We start from the raw sequence: 15417 nt of genomic DNA on the forward strand, positions 1-15417 counted from the left end.
CGCCAATCGGGATCAAAACCGCGCCGTAGCGCCATTTTTGACGGTTTTCCGCCCCCGGCCACGTCGCCCCGCGCCCTCAGCGTGGATCACTCGTCTCAGGACTCCACCTCACGAGCCTCATCGAGTTTGTAACAACAAAGATCGAGCTGAAAGCCATCGCCGCGGCAGCGATCACCGGGCTCAGCAACCCCACCGCAGCAACCGGAATTGCAACCACGTTGTAGGCAAATGCCCAAAACAAGTTCTGGCGAATCGTGCGGTCCGTGGCATGAGCGAGGGACAATGCATCAACCGCCAACCGTGGATCTCCCCGGGTACAGATGATGTCGCTAGCGGCGATAGCGACGTCAGTGCCAGTACCCATGGCTATGCCCAAATCTGCCGCTTGCAGGGCAGCAGCGTCATTAACCCCATCCCCCATCATCGCGACGCGGGTGCCGTCACCGCGCAGCCTCGTGACAACGTCAACCTTGTCGGCAGGCATGACATCGCTCATCACCTCGGCGATGCCCAATTCTGACGCCACCCGGGACGCAGCGCCAGAATTATCACCAGTTACCAGAACCGGGCGCACACCCGCTTGGAGCATCCGCCGCACTGCAACACCAGCCTCCGGTTTAATTTCGTCGCTTACCGCGATGGCACCGAGAATTTCGTCACCTCGCGCCACTACGAGCACCGTGCGGCCCTCAGCCTGGGCTTGCTCGACATTTTTCGACAACGCGTCGGGGATCGCATCAAAAAGTGACACCCGCCCAGCCTTGGCTGGCAGCCCATCCACGACCCCACTCACCCCGAGACCAGGCAGGGCCTGGAAATTCTCGGCGGGGGCTACACCCGGGCACGCCTCAACGACAGCCCGCGAAATGGGATGCTCCGACCCAGCCTCAAGCGCTGCAGTGACGGCGAGTGCGGGTGAGCTGTCAGAAATGTTCACCGCACGTCCAGACTCATCCCACACCGCGACGACAGCCATCCGTCCGGTGGTGAGGGTACCGGTCTTATCCATCGCCATGACGCCGATGCCCCGAGCCCTCTCGAGAGACCCCGCACCCTTAATCACGACTCCTAGCCGGGCACCGCGCCCCGTACCGGCAAGCAGGGCCATGGGGGTTGCCAGGCCCAGCGCGCAGGGGCAAGCAATAATGAGCACCGCCACGCCAGCTGTGAAGGCCGCCGTAACACCCTGGCCCAATGCTGCCCACACGATCATCGTCAGAGCCGAAATGATCAAAACTGTCGGCACAAAAATGGACGAGACCTTGTCGGCGAGATCTTGCGTCTTAGAGCGACTCGTCTGAGCAGCCTCAACAAGGGAAGCGATGCGAGACAGCTCAGTATCTGAACCGACAGCAGTCGCCTCTACCACAAGCCTTCCAGAGGTGTTCACGGTGGCACCGACGACCTCGTCGCCGATTGTCACCTCGACCGGCAATGATTCGCCGGTAACGAGGGAGGCGTCAATCGCCGAATTCCCCTCAACCACCCGGCCATCGGTGGCAACTTTCTCCCCAGGACGCACCACAAAGCGGTCCCCTACTGTCAGGGCCTCGATCGGGAGGGTGATCTCGTGACCATCGCGGATGACGCGCACCGACTTGGCGCCCATCCGTAACAGCGCCTGTAGGGCAGATCCGGCCTCGGCACGATTGCGGGCCTCAATCCATCGCCCAATGAGAATGAACGTGATGACGCCGACCGATGCCTCTAGATATAGGGAGGACGATGGATCTGTGCGCTCTAAAGCCCACGTCATGCGGTGGCGCATGCCGATATGTCCGGCATTGCCCCACACCAGCGCCCACACAGACCACCCCAGCGAGACCAAAGATCCGAGGCTAATAAGGGTGTCCATTGAGGTTGCGCCATGCCGAAGGTTCGTCCAGGCGGCGCGATGGAATCCTTCCCCGCACCACAAAACAACCGGGAGGCTAAGGGCCAGAGCCAACCACTGCCAGCCGTCGAACTGTAGAGCGGGAATCATCGAGAGCAGCATCACCGGCACCGCGAGAATGACGGCGACGATGAGTCTGGTGCGAATTTTCGCCGCGTGGTCCTCGGCGGGTGCGGCCGGCGTGGGGATACTCGCCCCGTAGCCAGCCGCCTCGACTACCCCAATGAGATCATCGACCTTAATCGGCCTGGTAGTGAGGACATGGGCCTTGTTGGTGGCGTAATTGACGGTTGCCTGGACTCCATCAACTTTGTTGAGCTTCTTAGCGATGCGAGCAGCGCACGATGCGCAACTCATGCCCGTGATGTCGAGGTCGACGGCGGTAGGTTCCGTCGCATCCTTCAGCTCAGATGGGGCATTGTGATGAGTAAGGGTGGACATATATTTCCTTCCTGGACGACCCATCGGAGTCCGTAGCACCGGGGCTACCGGCAGCTTCAGCCAGCCCGGAGGCCGGTGGGCTGTAGGGAAAGCTAACGTCGGGGGTCGGGTTCTGACGGCGCTATGCGGTCAGAACCCGAGCCCCATTGACTCAGGCGTGGTGTCCGCCGCAGCCGCAACCACCCTGGCCGGCATGGGCAGCATGCTTAGCGGCGGCGTCGGAGTGATGGTGACCCCCACAGCCGCAGCCACAGCCCTCAGCCTTCTTCTCAGCGTGGCCATGACCACCACAACCACACTGACCACCCGGGTGCCCCGCAGTGTCGAGGGAGGCAGCTTCGGCGACGGTGTACTCACCAGCCTCGTCAACGGCATCGGCGACTTTGCCAAAGGGAATCTCCTCAGCCGAGTCGATCGTCATGGAACCGGATTCCAGGGACACCGTGACGTTATCGACGCCGTCAAGGGCCGAAACTTCTTCGGTAATAGCCTTGACGCAGTGCTCACAGGTCATGCCATTGATGGTGTATGTCTTGTTCATTTTTCCTCCATGTGTGCTTGTCGTCAGGCTTTAACGAGGCGAGCAATGGCCTGATTGGCCTCGGCAATCTTGTCTTCGGCTTCCTGCCCGCCCGCTTGTGCCGCACGAGCGACACAATGGCTCATATGCTCAGCGAGCAGTTCCAAGGAGACCGATTTGAGAGCCGAGGTGACTGCCGAGATCTGGGTCAAAATGTCGATGCAGTACTTCTCCTCATCGACCATCCGTTCCAGTCCACGCACCTGCCCCTCGATCCGTTTGAGTCGGCGCAGGTGCACGTCCTTATGCCCTAGATATCCATGCTGGGGGTGGCTACAACCACACGCCTTGCAGGTCTCACCAGACACCGAGGCGTCCTGGTCCATACGATCAGGGGCACAGCAGCCGTCATCCGAGTTGGTCATGCATCCTCCTCTGCGTCACAACATACCCCGAGGGGGTATCCCACGCAAGGGTATGACGCGCCATAGATTCAGGCCACGTCCGCCCGCCTACAACCAGTCTCGCGAACCATCTGCCCTACCCCGGACGTCATCACCCTTATCCACACCCCCTGTGGATAAGACGTTGTTGGATGGTGCCTTCATCATGCTCGAGCTCAACTTGTACACATCCACGGTGAGTACCGCCGCTGCTACGACACGCCAGAAAACTTCGTCCAATATCTCACACCGCAGTTATCATACCTAGTCATACTGCATTTACTGGATAGTATTCCACGGTATATCCCCCGATCTACCGAGTTATCCACACGTTGTCCCCAAACAGTCCACACCCAACTCAGCATTACCCACAGGCCCTGTGGATAACCCGTCTGCAAAGAGTTGGAAAACGTGGCACACTCCCGCCCGGAAGAGTGTCGGGCCCACGTGGCGTCATAGACATCGTGATGCCATGCGACTGCCCGCCGCCTCGGATTGTCAGATCCGCGTGGGAACGTGGACGCCACCCTGGTGACGAACACCCCGACACATGAACCACGCCCGTCAGCCGTGAAGGAGACGCTATGTCTAGCGCACCCGCCGAACCCGGCCCTTCCTTGGACCGTAACCCTCCTCAGGACATCGACGCCGAGAAGTCCGTACTGGGTGCCATGCTGTCCTCCAAGGACGCCATCGCTGACGTCGTCGAAGAGATTAGGGGTGTCGATTTTTATCGCCCTGCCCACGAACTCATCTTCAACACCATTACCGACCTCTACGGCCGTGGTGATCCTGCCGACACCGTCACCACTGCCGATGAACTGGATCGCCGCGGCGAGCTCGAGCGAGCTGGCGGACGCCTGTACCTGGCCGAGCTGCTCACAAATGTCACCGTCACCGCGAATGCGGCCTACTACGCGAAAATTGTTGCCGATAAAGCTGTTCTCCGCCGTCTCGTCGAAGCATCGATTCGCATCGCCCAGATGGGTTATCAAGGACAAGGAGAAGTCGCCGACATCGTCGATGCTGCTCAACAGACCCTCTACGACGTCTCTACACGCAAAACCAGCGAAGAATACCATCCACTGTCGGAATTATTCGAGAGTGCTTTTGATGAGCTTGAGGCTATTGAGGCTCGCGGTGACGCGATGGCCGGTATTCCTACTGGATTTACCGATCTCGACGAACTCACCAATGGATTCATGCCCGGTCAGATGATTATCGTCGCCGCCCGTCCGGCCATGGGAAAATCTACTCTCGCTCTCGACTTTGCCCGCGCCGCAGCAATCAAGAACCATCTCGCGGCTGCCATCTTCAGCCTAGAGATGGGACGCAACGAGATCGTTATGAGATTACTATCTGCCGAAGCCGGGATCGAGCTGTCACGGATGCGCGCGGGACGCCTGTCCGAAGAAGATTGGCAACGGATGGTCGATAAAACAACGCAGATCTCGTCGGCGCCATTATTCATTGATGACTCTCCCAACCTAACGATGATGGAAATTCGCGCCAAAGCCCGCAGAATGAAGCAGAAATTCGACCTCAAGCTCGTCGTCATCGACTATATGCAGCTCATGACGTCTGGGAAGAAAGTAGAGTCACGCCAGTTAGAGGTTTCGGAATTCTCCCGCCAGATCAAATTGCTGGCTAAAGAGCTTGAAATCCCCGTTGTAGCCCTTTCCCAGCTCAACCGTGGCCCCGAGCAGCGCAACGACAAGAAACCCATGATGAGCGACCTACGCGAATCCGGCTCCCTGGAACAGGACGCCGACGTCGTTATTCTGCTGCACCGAGAAGACGTCTACGACAAGGAGTCGCCCCGGGCAGGCGAGGCCGACATCATCGTCGCCAAGCACCGCAATGGGCCGACGCGGACCGTGCCGGTAGTCTTCCAAGGCCACTACTCGCGCTTCGTCGACATGCAGCGCTGATAGCTGTACCCAATTAACCCAGTCGGCACTACCGTGGGGTCATGGAAAGCATGCATGCCGTCGCCATCACCGGCCCCCTCCCGGTTTCTGATCCTGAGTGCTTCGTTGACATTGACCTGCCGATCCCCGAGCCGGGTCCGCACGACCTCCTGGTAGAAGTCCAGGCCGTGTCGATCAACCCCATCGACATCAAATTGCGCAAGGGTGCTGGGACGCTCTCGCATCCGCGCGTGCTGGGGTTTGACGCCGCCTCCATCGTGCGTGCCGTCGGATCAGAAGTCAGTGACTTCAGAATCGGTGACCAGGTGTGGCACTCCGGGAACCGCGATCGCCCCGGCACCTATTCTCAATTCACCCTGGTTGATTCACGGATCGTCTCAAAGCGCCCGCCGTCATTGTCCATCGCCGAGGCCGCATCTCTACCGCTCACTGGCCTGACGGCGTGGCAAGCCCTTATCGACCACATCCGTCTGGGCACCCCCACGAAGCGAAGTGACAAGGCCTTCCTCATGATTGGCGGGGCAGGCGGCGTCGGATCGGCAGCCATCCAGCTAGCTCGCGCTATCACCAGGGGACCGGTCGTGGCGACCTCCTCGCGCCCAGAAAGCGCACAGTGGTGCCAGGATATGGGAGCTACCGGGATTATTGACCACCGCGAACCCCTCGCCCCGCAGATGCAAGAGCTCGGTATTGCTGGATTTGACGGCGTCCTCTCGGCCTACACACCACCGGCATCAACCTTGGCTGACGTCATCGCGCCGTTCGGGCATCTGGTCATGATCGACGGGACGGACTCCTTCGATCTCATGGCTTTCAAGCTGAAGTCGTTGACGGTGACCAGCGAGTCGATGTTTAGCCGCCCGCAATTCGCGACACCTGACATCGCCGAACAAGGAAGGGCACTCGCCAGCATCGCCGACCTCGTCGAGAGGGGGCAGATCCGTCCGACGATGACCCGCCATATCGAGGGTCTGACAGCCCAGCATGTGCGTGAAGCCACCGAGGCCGTCGAGTCTGGGGCCATGATCGGAAAGGTTGTCATCACGGTGTGACGCAATACTCTCGTAGACTCGGATCATGAAGCTCAACCAGGCAGAAGACGTCAATACCGCCGAAGTCGTCGGCATCGGGCTCGTCGGGGGATGGCTCACCGCCCGCACCACCGGAATCCGGCCGCTGGGTGGAGCTGTCCTTGCGGCTGCTGGCTGCTGGGCTGGCCGAACATGGCTCGCGAAAAGCGGTCCTACAGTCGCCGGCCTGCTCGGTGCTACCTATCTCGCGGCCTTCGGCGCTTCCCACGGATTAGCGAAGAAAATTGGCGCGTGGCCAGCCGTCATCACCGTGACCGCCGCTACCTGTACTGCCTGCCATTTTTTGTGCGACACCAAAGAATGATCGACCTCTCGGCTCCCGCCACCGAGGTCGCGCCGCTCTTGCTCGGAGCGACAATCTGGCGCGGCCCAGTCGGGATTCGCCTTACCGAGGTCGAGGCGTATATGGGGCTAGATGACCCTGCCTCCCACGCATTCCGCGGGCCTACTCCGAGGGCCCGCGTCATGTTTGGGCCACCCGGCCATATATATGTGTACTTGTCCTATGGCATACACCGCTGTGTCAACCTCGTGTGCTCTCCTGAGGGAGAGGCATCTGCCGTACTGCTACGGGCCGGGCGCGTCGTAGCCGGGAAAGATGACGTACGCCTCCGACGTGGGAATGTTGCTGAGAACCGCTATGCCTGCGGCCCCGGAAATATGGGGTCAGCTCTGGGTACCGACCTCACAGAGTCCGGTGAGTCGGTGAGCATAATCACGGGGCTGACACGTGCAAGCCAGCCCCTCGAGGCAGGCATCAGTAGTCGATGGCGGTTGGAGCTCGCAACGCAGGTTGCCGAATTCCGTCAGGGGCCGCGGATTGGAATCAGCCGCAACACCGATGCGCCGTGGCGGTGGTGGATTCCCGGGGACCCCACGGTGTCGGGCCCGCGAAAATAGGATTGCTACCGGGCGCTTCCCTCAACGCGTGCAGTATCACCCCACAGTGGCCTCACCCCTCGGCTCACATCTTCAGTGACGAATAACCCCGACTGGCAGGGGGTCGCGCCATTCCAGTGCTCGGCCACACCCCGAACCGGGATTTTTTGAACACCAACACCACCACACACCCAACCGCTGCGACCCCAACGGCCAGAGCCAGCACGAGCGCAGGCACGTGAAAAGGCCGGGACCCGCCCCCACAGCAGGTCCCGGCCAGCTCCGGATCACAGGAGGTCCGGCGAAGCTAAGCCCCACACCATCGAAAAGCGGTAGGGCTCAGCAGGTTTCGATCAATCAAGCAGATTGTCCGACAGCCCGAGCGCGTGATGCAGCAACCACACCGGATGCACAATTTTGACGCCTGAGGACTTGGAGATCTGCCAACGGCACGTTTCGGTATCACACACTCCAACGCCCTCGTTGTGGTCCTGCATGTGCTTGAACACGCCCGCACCAATCTTCTGGGCAACCTCGTAGCGTTCAGCTTTCAGGCCATAGGTGCCAGCAATGCCACAACACGGCTCGTTAGATTCGAGCACCTTGACACCCGGGATGAGCTCCATGAGCTGAACCGCAGGGAATCCCATGCCCTGGCTCTTAACCTGGCACGGCTGGTGGTAAGGAACCGTGATGTCAATCGGACGGAACTGAGAGGCGTCGAGCTCACCGTTTCGGTACTCGTCCATGAGGAACTCAGAAAAATCCCGAGAGCGCACCGACACGTCGTGTAGCCGAGGATCGTCAACACCCATAATCTCGTGGGCTTCGTGCTTAATCATGCCGACACACGAACCGGACGAGGACACGACCGTCAGGCCCTTACCGAGGCTGATGATCTTGTCACACAGGCTGAGGATGTCCTTGGTAGCACCCTCAAATAGGCCGTTCGACTGCTTCGCCAGGCCACAGCAACCTTGCTTCGGGACGAGCACTTCATAGCCCAGGTGCTCAAGCACCTCGATGGACTTTTTGGAGGTCTCGGTCTCGAAATAGCCGCCAGCGCAACCTTGGAAGAAGATGATGGGGCCCTTAGTGGCTGGCTTAGCCGGCTTATGGTGACGCATCCACTTGCTGAGAGTCTCAGTCTGAGCAGTCGGCATTGGGGCGTCACGATGGACCTTAATGATCTTTTCAACGGCAATGCGAATCGGCTTCTGCTTAAGGCCCCAGTTGGCCAGCGGAGCGATCGGGGACAACACCCGCCCCTCAAGGGTGGTCAGCGGGATGAGGCGGTCACGCAGCGGAACACCGTTTTGGTGCTTCATTTTTGCAGCGGCCTGCTCATTGAGCTCGGCGATCTTTACGCCCTGAGGACAATGCAGCGTGCAGATGCCGCAAAAGTTACACCACTCTAGGGAGTGGTCGACGGAAGCTCCGTCGCGATAACGCTCGCCCTGCGGGCCGTTGTACTTCGGCCCGGTGTAGAGCGGGGTGGCCTTGGCAACCGGGCACATCGTCTCGCAGATAGTGCATTTGACGCAGGCGTCGAGCGACTGGCGCGAGACCTCGTGTCCGGCAAATGTCTCCTCGATAACACCCATGATCAGTTCCTTTCCTTGGTCGCGGCTCCAGCCCCGACCGACGACAGGATGGCATCGGCGGCCTTGATGGCCGAGCCGAGAGCGATGCCCTCGCCCGACTTCTCCTGCCACCTGGTGGCACCGGCGATCACGCCGCCGGCGGCGTAGACATTGGAATGGACAGGCTTGCCCTGGTACGTCACGAGCATGTTCTCGTCGACCTCAACACCACACTGGAAGAGCGGCTGTGGGGATCCCCAATAGTCACCGTGAACGAGGTCCTCCTCCGTCAGACCTTCCGGCATGGTGACCGGCAGGTCGAGGATGGTCTCATGGAGATGACCATGGGAGTCAAGCTTGACGGCGCCGGACTCGAAACCGCCACCCGCGAGGACGACGGCGTCAGCCTTAATCTCCTTACCGGCCCCGGCAGTTCCGACCGTCACGGAGACGACCTTGCCGTCAGCTACCTTGCAGCCGGTGACCTTTGAACCGAGCACGTAGTCAACACGCTCATTCTTAGCGGTCACAACGAGCTTGTTGTTGAGGCGCATACCAGGCACGCAGGGCGGCAGGGATGCGATCTCGAAAACCTCGGCACCAAGGATCCTCTTAAAGTCGGCGAGGACTTCGCTGTGGTTATCGATGCCGAGAACAGCCGGCACAGCGACGATCTCACCGGGATTGACGAATCCCTTGAGTCCCTCAGCCAGCACCCGACGGGTACGGGCATCGTCGAGGGACCGAGCGATCGCCAAACCAGTAGCGTCGTACTCACCTTCGCGGGGCTCAAAGTCGACCACAACGGCGCGAGCGGAAGCATGACCACCGCTGGGCAACGTGGTACGCGCGATGTTCTGAGCGATAAGACCGGCGTGGAAGTCCTTGTACTGGGCCAGCCCGATGACGACGACCTTGTCACCGTCTTTGAGATTGCCGTGAATCATCGACGGAGGAACCAAAGCAGTGGGACGAATCGCACCTACGGCAGTCGGCAAGTTGATCGTCGTCTCCCCGTCACCGAGCAGGTAGGACTCCCCGGCAACCTCGCGCAGGAAGTCGATGCCCTCCTTGACGGCCTCAACACCAATCTTGGCGTAAGGATGCTCGGGGTGCTTGGACGAGAATTCCTTGACAGCCTCGTAGGGTTTCTCGACGCGATCCGGGGTGTAACCCAGGATGTCGACGGTGCCCTGACCCAGCTGCAGGCCACCGACACCCTTGGTGACGAGAGTCACCCGGGCGCCACCGCGGCGCAGGCGTAGAGCGGCGGTCAGGCCAGCCAGACCTGATCCAATGACGACGACGTGCTGAGCGTTGAAACGGTCGGCAGTGGTCGACGTAGTGGGAACGGTTGCGGTGCTCACAGCTCGACCTCCTGCTGCGGGGTGGGAAGGTGCTCAACGTCGAAGGTGCCTTGGAAGATCCAGTCATCAAGGGCGGTCTGACGAACCTGCTCGCCGTAGAGAATCGGCCATAGACCGATCCAGCGATTCTTGAGGAATAGACGCAGCAGACCAGTGGCACGCTCAGCGTCAATGGTGCCCTCCTCGACGGCAACACCGGTGGCGCGCATCGAGCAGAAACCTCCCTGACAGGGGCCCATGCCCAAACGCAGCTGGCGACGCAGGTCGTCGAACGTGGCATCGGGCTGCTCGGCCAACAGATCGGTGAACATTTTGCGGCTCATGAGCTCGCACTCACAGATGATCTGGTTGTCGATCTTTGACGACGACGGCACGGACTTCGGGTCGCCGCCACGGACCAGGCCCGTCCCGGCTCGACGCTCCTCATTCTCACCCAGACGGTGAGTGATGAGGTAATTCTTGCCGACGGTCGATCCGGGCACAGCCTCTTCTGCGGTGCGGCAAGGGCGGTCCTCACCAAGCTGCTCACACATGACGTCGACGACGTTCTTAGCCATCAGACGGTAGGTGGTGAGTTTGCCGCCAATAATGGAGACAATGCCGTTGACGCCGTCGCGAGAGCCGTGGTCGAGGATGCTCATACCACGGGACATATGGCGGGTGTCGGTGGAGGAGACTCGCTTGTCCTTGAACAGCGGGCGGGCACCGGCCCAGGCGTGCACCGCACGAGCGTCGCGGAATCCTGGCACGAGAGCCTCGCCGGAATCGAGCATCTGCTGCACCTCATTGCGAGGAATTGCTAGACGCTCCGGGTCATCAGCCTTAACGTCAGTGGTGCCGATAATCGACACAGTATGCACTGGCACCAGAATATCACCATCGGCGGGGTAGATACAGCGGTTGACTACCGTATTCACCAGGCGGTGGTTCATGGCGATCATGATGCCGCGGCCTGCGACGACGTCGACGTCATGGCAGCCAACAAGCTCAGCGATTCGTCCAGCCCACGGGCCAGCGGTGTTGATGACGAACTTGCAGTCGATACGGATCTGCTCGTCATGCTTCAGGTCGTGAGCGACGACAGCGGTGATCTGGTCGCCGTCGCGAATGATCTCGGTAACGGCAGTGTAGGTCATGACCTTGGCGCCATACTCCATGGCGGAATGAGCAGCACCCCACACCATCTGCCAGCCGTCAACCGAGCCATCCTGAACAGCGAAGGCACGCTTAATGCCGGGGTTCAGTCGAGGCTCGCGGCGTAGAGCCTCCGCAGTGGAGATTTCTTCGAAGGGCACCTTCGATTTCTTGGCTCCCTCAATCCACTGATCGGAAAACTCCAAGTCATCCTCGGGGGTCACCACGAAAAGGCCGCCGGTCTTCTCGACAGCATCAGCGTGAATCCGGGTGACGATCGCGTTTTCCTCAGCGCACTCGGTCGCCGATCCAGGATCCGAGACGACATACCGCCCACCGGAGTGGAGCAGGCCGTGATAACGACCGGTGGTTCCTTGGCCGAGGTCGGCCTTGTCCAACAGAACGGCGCGGTATCCACGCATCGCGACGTCCCGCACGACGCCCGCACCGGTGGCACCGCCACCGATGACGACGACGTCTGCGTCCATGGTCCTCATTGAATGCTCCCTTCGAAACCATCCGGCGTGTGGGGGGTGGCTTATGGGATCGTGATGCCCCGCCACCGTTGCCAGGTACTCGTCAAGAGTAGGGAAAACAATGTGCAACAACCACCGAAAACGGCTTATGTGCATGTTCGTGCACAACCCCCAGAACAGACGTGCAAACCGCGTTATGACGCGATTTTTTCGCCATATCTGGCCTCCACAGAGACGTAATTTAAGCAAGCAGTTTATTGCTTAAATATAAAAGCGAGCTCGTCAAAATAGGTACGGCAAGGGCCTTTCAGACAATTGCGACCGCGCCATTGCGTACTCTCCTCCACACCACCGAACACAACTAGGCCCAGCTCCCCCTGACGACGGCACGTCAAGGAGAACCAGGCCTATGGCATCGACGCTGTGAGCGAACGGATCACCCCACCGGGGTCTCAGCCGGCTTCCCATCAAGGACCTTCGCGATATTGCGGGCAGCTAGTCGACTCATCGCTTCGCGAGTCGGTAGCGCAGCCGATCCAATGTGAGGCAACACGACAACGTTCTCCATCGTCAGCAAGTCCGCATTGATCGTCGGCTCGTCCTCGAAAACGTCCAGGCCAGCACCGGCAATCTCACCCGATGCGAGAGCGCTCACCAGAGCAGCCTCGTCAACACAGGCACCGCGGGCGGTATTGACGAGGTAGGCGGTTTTCTTCATGGCAGCGAGGGCATCAGCGTCAACAAGGTGGTGAGTCTTGTCGGTGAGGGGGCAGTGCAAGGAGACGACGTCGGACGTTGCGAAGAGCTCACTGAGTTCAACGCGCCGAGTGGGCTGAGTATTGGGATTAACGGCGTCAATTGCCGTGACGTCCTTGTCATGACGGGCGTTGTAGATCACGTTCATGCCGAATGCTGCGGCGCGTCGAGCCATCGCCTCGCCGATCTGCCCCAGGCCGACAATGCCGAGAGTCGCGCCCTGCAAACCCGCACCCAACATGAAGGTGTGGTCGTAGCGCCAGGCCTTGCCCGCACGCACCCAACGCTCAGCCTCGCTGGTACGACGAGTGACCTCCAATAGCAGAGTGAACGCGAGATCAGCGGTGGCCTCATGAAGGACGCCCGGGGTCGACGTGACGGTAATCCCCGCCTGCTTAGCGGCGTCAAGATCAATGTTGTTGAAGCCGGCGGCACACTGGCCGATGACCTTAAGGTTCTTGCCTCTGCCAATCATCTCGGCGTCGAGGGGATCAGACAGGCTCGTGAGCAGAGCGTCGGCGTCAACGATCTGATCGGATAGCTCCTGACGATCCATGAAGTGGTCGCCGCCCACGACCTCGTGGCCGGGAAGTTCCCCGTTGACGACGGACATGAGCTGCGGTGCGGTGACAATGATGCGGGCCATGTCCTTACTGTAGGCGACCACACCACCTACACGCAGAGCGTCGCCGAAATCAGTGCAGTGTGCAACAATTCCACTGTGCAGATGTCGCAGGATGCAACAAATAGGCTGATCCCCAACCACGCCGATGTTGAAACGGCTCTGCACGCATCATGGGCACTCGTCGATGTGGCAGCTCGCTCCCTCGCCGAACTTGCCGAGGACGTCAGCGCACCGCAATACCGGCTCCTCGTCCTCATCGACGCCGGTGTGACGCGCGGGGTCGACCTAGCTCGTGACCTCGATGTTCACTCATCAACGATCGCCCGCATGGTCGAGCGTCTCGTCGCCAGAGGACTCGTTGACCGCTCACCCGACCCAGGTGATCGTCGCGCCAATGTGCTGTCCCTCACGAAGCGCGGCACGACACTCGTCCAAGACGTCAACGAGCATCGTCGCCGTCAACTCGTCGACTTACTCAGCCATCTCGAACCCGACGAGATCGACACCGTCGTCACCGGATTGACCTTATTTACCCGAGCAGCCGAGGCCAGCGGTCACGGCACTCCTAACCGCTCCTGCGCAGAGGATTCCAGCCAGCAATGACCGAAACTGCCGTCCATCCTGACGCCCGGGCCGCATGGGCAAAGAGGCTCCGGCGTCTGCGCCGCGCCTTGGTCCCGCACCGGCCAAAAGCCTTCCGAGACTCCCTCAACCGCTGGCTGCTCATGGGCACAGTCATCGGGATTGTTTCGGGTGTCGGTGCCATCATCTTTTTCTTCTGCCTAGAAACTGGCACCCACTGGCTGCTCGAAACGTTGGGCGGCTACACCCCACCAGGCACCTTAGGAGAAGGCGGTGGCACCACCGGGACCGGACTGACCCGCCCCTGGGCTATCCCGCTCGTCGTTACCGGCGGCGCTCTCGTCTCGGGAATTCTGGTGTACTTCGTCGCACCTACCGCCAAAGGGCACGGCACTGACAACGCTATTCATGCCGTCCATCACGATCCGACAGCCCTCAAGGGCAAGGTGGCAGCGGTCAAGATCATTGCGTCTTCTCTGGTCATAGGTTCTGGCGGATCGGGTGGACGCGAGGGCCCGACCGCCCAGATCAGTGCCACCGTCATCTCCTCACTGTGCAAGAGACTCAAGATCGCCACCCCGGACGCCCGGATTGCGGTCTCGGCAGCCACCGCCTCAGGCATCGGTGCGATCTTCCGTGCCCCGCTGGGCGGTGCTCTGCTCGGCGCGGAGCTTCTCTACCGAGACGATATGGAATCCGACGCGATCATGCCCTCGCTGGTATCGTCCATCGTCGCCTTCGCGGTCTTTGGATCGGTGTACGGATTCGAGCCAATCTTCGGATCACTCAACGGCGTGCAATTCTCCCAACCCCTGCAACTCATCTGGTTTGTCGTGCTGGGTCTAACTGCAGGGCTTATGGGCAGGCTGTACGTCAAGGTCTTCTACGGCGGCACGAGGCTTTTTGGCCGTCTCAATACGGTTCCCGGCTGGCTTGTCCCGGCCATAGGTGGTCTGGGAGTAGGACTGCTAGGCCTCGTCATCCCGGCTGCGCTGGGCACCGGTTATGGCTCAGTGCAGCAAGAGATGTTCGCTGACACCCTGACGCGGATGCCGTTACTCATGGTGCTGGCTATTCCGTTCGCCAAGATCCTCTCGACGACCCTGTCTATTGGATCTGGCGGTTCTGGCGGGGTTTTTGGCCCCGGCATGGTCATTGGCGGAGCCACCGGCGCGGCATTGTGGCGCGTCCTCGAGGGCCTGCCAGGCATCCCGTCGTCACCGATGAGTTTCGTCATTGTTGGCATGATCGCGTGCTTCGGCTCGGTCGCCCATGCGCCGCTCGGCATGTTGCTCATGGTTGGCGAGATGACCGGGAACCTGTCAATGCTCGCTCCCGGCATGATCGCCGTAGCCGTCGCTGGTCGAGTCGTCGGGGATACGTCGATCTATACCTCCCAGCTCAAAGACCGCTTGGAGGGCCGACGCGTCCACGCCACGGGGCGCATTACAAAGCCGTCTGAACCCATGCCTCACGACGACACCGCTAGCTCTATCCCCGTTATCGAGAAGCCGTCTGGGCAGGACACCGTGAGGTCGCAATCCCCGTCGGCAACAGCTCCTTCATCAGCGCCCGATAAGCACGACGCCGAATCCCGGATCGTCCCAGAGATCATTCGGGCCGAGGACCGCAAGCGCGACCTGCTCGCTCGATCTCCCACATCGCCGACCGATCCGGGAGCGTCATCGGCCTGAG

General features: G+C 60.6%; 13 protein-coding genes. 6 read left to right on the forward strand and 7 right to left on the reverse strand.

The annotated features are described in order from the left end of the window. Window positions 1–76: 76 nt before the first annotated feature. From FYJ43_RS00355 to FYJ43_RS12395, 3 genes are all read right to left on the reverse strand, one after another. Window positions 77–2335 carry a heavy metal translocating P-type ATPase gene (locus tag FYJ43_RS00355; protein ID WP_154560991.1) on the reverse strand — a complete coding sequence of 753 codons (2259 nt, stop codon included), beginning with the start codon at window positions 2333–2335 and terminating at the stop codon, window positions 77–79. Between the two features lie 151 nt (window positions 2336–2486). Beyond that, on the reverse strand, window positions 2487–2876 hold the full coding sequence (locus FYJ43_RS00360) for a heavy-metal-associated domain-containing protein (protein ID WP_154560993.1): 390 nt from the start codon (window positions 2874–2876) through the stop codon (window positions 2487–2489). A gap of 23 nt (window positions 2877–2899) precedes the next feature. Next, a complete protein-coding gene (locus tag FYJ43_RS12395; protein WP_456064340.1) occupies window positions 2900–3280 on the reverse strand; it encodes a metal-sensitive transcriptional regulator in 381 nt (126 codons plus the stop codon). Window positions 3281–3882: 602 nt separating this feature from the next. Between FYJ43_RS12395 and dnaB the strand changes: the two genes are divergently transcribed. Genes dnaB through FYJ43_RS00385 form a run of 4 tightly spaced genes read left to right on the forward strand, consistent with a single transcriptional unit; the run spans window position 3883 to window position 7220 of the window. Beyond that, window positions 3883–5229, forward strand: a complete 1347-nt coding sequence (gene dnaB, locus FYJ43_RS00370) for a replicative DNA helicase (protein ID WP_154560995.1) — start codon at window positions 3883–3885, stop codon at window positions 5227–5229. Between the two features lie 41 nt (window positions 5230–5270). Continuing rightward, window positions 5271–6281, forward strand: a complete 1011-nt coding sequence (locus FYJ43_RS00375) for a zinc-binding alcohol dehydrogenase family protein (protein WP_154560997.1) — start codon at window positions 5271–5273, stop codon at window positions 6279–6281. A gap of 25 nt (window positions 6282–6306) precedes the next feature. After that, complete coding sequence (locus tag FYJ43_RS00380) at window positions 6307–6624, forward strand: hypothetical protein (RefSeq protein ID WP_154560999.1); 318 nt, start codon at window positions 6307–6309, stop codon at window positions 6622–6624. Next, window positions 6621–7220 carry a DNA-3-methyladenine glycosylase gene (locus tag FYJ43_RS00385; RefSeq protein WP_154561001.1) on the forward strand — a complete coding sequence of 200 codons (600 nt, stop codon included), beginning with the start codon at window positions 6621–6623 and terminating at the stop codon, window positions 7218–7220. Before FYJ43_RS00380 ends, FYJ43_RS00385 begins: the two co-directional genes overlap by 4 nt. 332 nt (window positions 7221–7552) lie before the next feature. On the opposite strand, the gene FYJ43_RS00390 is transcribed toward FYJ43_RS00385, so the two are convergent. The 4 genes from FYJ43_RS00390 to FYJ43_RS00405 all read right to left on the reverse strand — a co-directional run bounded on the left by FYJ43_RS00390 (window position 7553) and on the right by FYJ43_RS00405 (window position 13161). Beyond that, on the reverse strand, window positions 7553–8803 hold the full coding sequence (locus tag FYJ43_RS00390; protein ID WP_154561003.1) for an anaerobic glycerol-3-phosphate dehydrogenase subunit C: 1251 nt from the start codon (window positions 8801–8803) through the stop codon (window positions 7553–7555). Window positions 8804–8805: 2 nt separating this feature from the next. Then, the gene (gene glpB, locus FYJ43_RS00395) at window positions 8806–10149 is read right to left on the reverse strand and encodes a glycerol-3-phosphate dehydrogenase subunit GlpB (RefSeq protein WP_326833201.1); all 1344 of its coding nucleotides are present in this window, start codon (window positions 10147–10149) and stop codon (window positions 8806–8808) included. Further along, on the reverse strand, window positions 10146–11780 hold the full coding sequence (glpA, locus tag FYJ43_RS00400; RefSeq protein WP_154561005.1) for an anaerobic glycerol-3-phosphate dehydrogenase subunit GlpA: 1635 nt from the start codon (window positions 11778–11780) through the stop codon (window positions 10146–10148). The genes glpB and glpA overlap by 4 nt, the downstream gene beginning before the upstream one ends. A 415-nt stretch (window positions 11781–12195) precedes the next feature. After that, complete coding sequence (locus FYJ43_RS00405) at window positions 12196–13161, reverse strand: 2-hydroxyacid dehydrogenase (protein ID WP_154561007.1); 966 nt, start codon at window positions 13159–13161, stop codon at window positions 12196–12198. Window positions 13162–13236: 75 nt separating this feature from the next. Here FYJ43_RS00405 and FYJ43_RS00410 point away from each other — a divergent pair, with 75 nt between their 5' ends. Further along, window positions 13237–13743 (forward strand): MarR family winged helix-turn-helix transcriptional regulator, encoded by a 507-nt coding sequence (locus FYJ43_RS00410; protein ID WP_326833202.1) that lies wholly within the window; start codon window positions 13237–13239, stop codon window positions 13741–13743. Beyond that, entirely contained in the window at window positions 13740–15416 is a 1677-nt protein-coding gene (locus tag FYJ43_RS00415) for a chloride channel protein (RefSeq protein WP_154561011.1), read from the forward strand. Before FYJ43_RS00410 ends, FYJ43_RS00415 begins: the two co-directional genes overlap by 4 nt. Window position 15417 lies beyond the last annotated feature (1 nt).

It is taken from the genome of Cutibacterium porci, assembly GCF_009696315.1.
Lineage (GTDB): Bacteria > Actinomycetota > Actinomycetes > Propionibacteriales > Propionibacteriaceae > Cutibacterium > Cutibacterium porci.

Coding starts and splice junctions, on each gene's coding strand:
- FYJ43_RS00355 (WP_154560991.1), bottom strand. CDS start 2,335: ATGTCCACCCTTACTCATCACAATGCCCCATCTGAGCTGAAGGATGCG.
- FYJ43_RS00360 (WP_154560993.1), bottom strand. CDS start 2,876: ATGAACAAGACATACACCATCAATGGCATGACCTGTGAGCACTGCGTC.
- FYJ43_RS12395 (WP_456064340.1), bottom strand. CDS start 3,280: ATGACCAACTCGGATGACGGCTGCTGTGCCCCTGATCGTATGGACCAG.
- dnaB (WP_154560995.1), top strand. CDS start 3,883: ATGTCTAGCGCACCCGCCGAACCCGGCCCTTCCTTGGACCGTAACCCT.
- FYJ43_RS00375 (WP_154560997.1), top strand. CDS start 5,271: ATGGAAAGCATGCATGCCGTCGCCATCACCGGCCCCCTCCCGGTTTCT.
- FYJ43_RS00380 (WP_154560999.1), top strand. CDS start 6,307: ATGAAGCTCAACCAGGCAGAAGACGTCAATACCGCCGAAGTCGTCGGC.
- FYJ43_RS00385 (WP_154561001.1), top strand. CDS start 6,621: ATGATCGACCTCTCGGCTCCCGCCACCGAGGTCGCGCCGCTCTTGCTC.
- FYJ43_RS00390 (WP_154561003.1), bottom strand. CDS start 8,803: ATGGGTGTTATCGAGGAGACATTTGCCGGACACGAGGTCTCGCGCCAG.
- glpA (WP_154561005.1), bottom strand. CDS start 11,780: ATGAGGACCATGGACGCAGACGTCGTCGTCATCGGTGGCGGTGCCACC.
- FYJ43_RS00405 (WP_154561007.1), bottom strand. CDS start 13,161: ATGGCCCGCATCATTGTCACCGCACCGCAGCTCATGTCCGTCGTCAAC.
- FYJ43_RS00415 (WP_154561011.1), top strand. CDS start 13,740: ATGACCGAAACTGCCGTCCATCCTGACGCCCGGGCCGCATGGGCAAAG.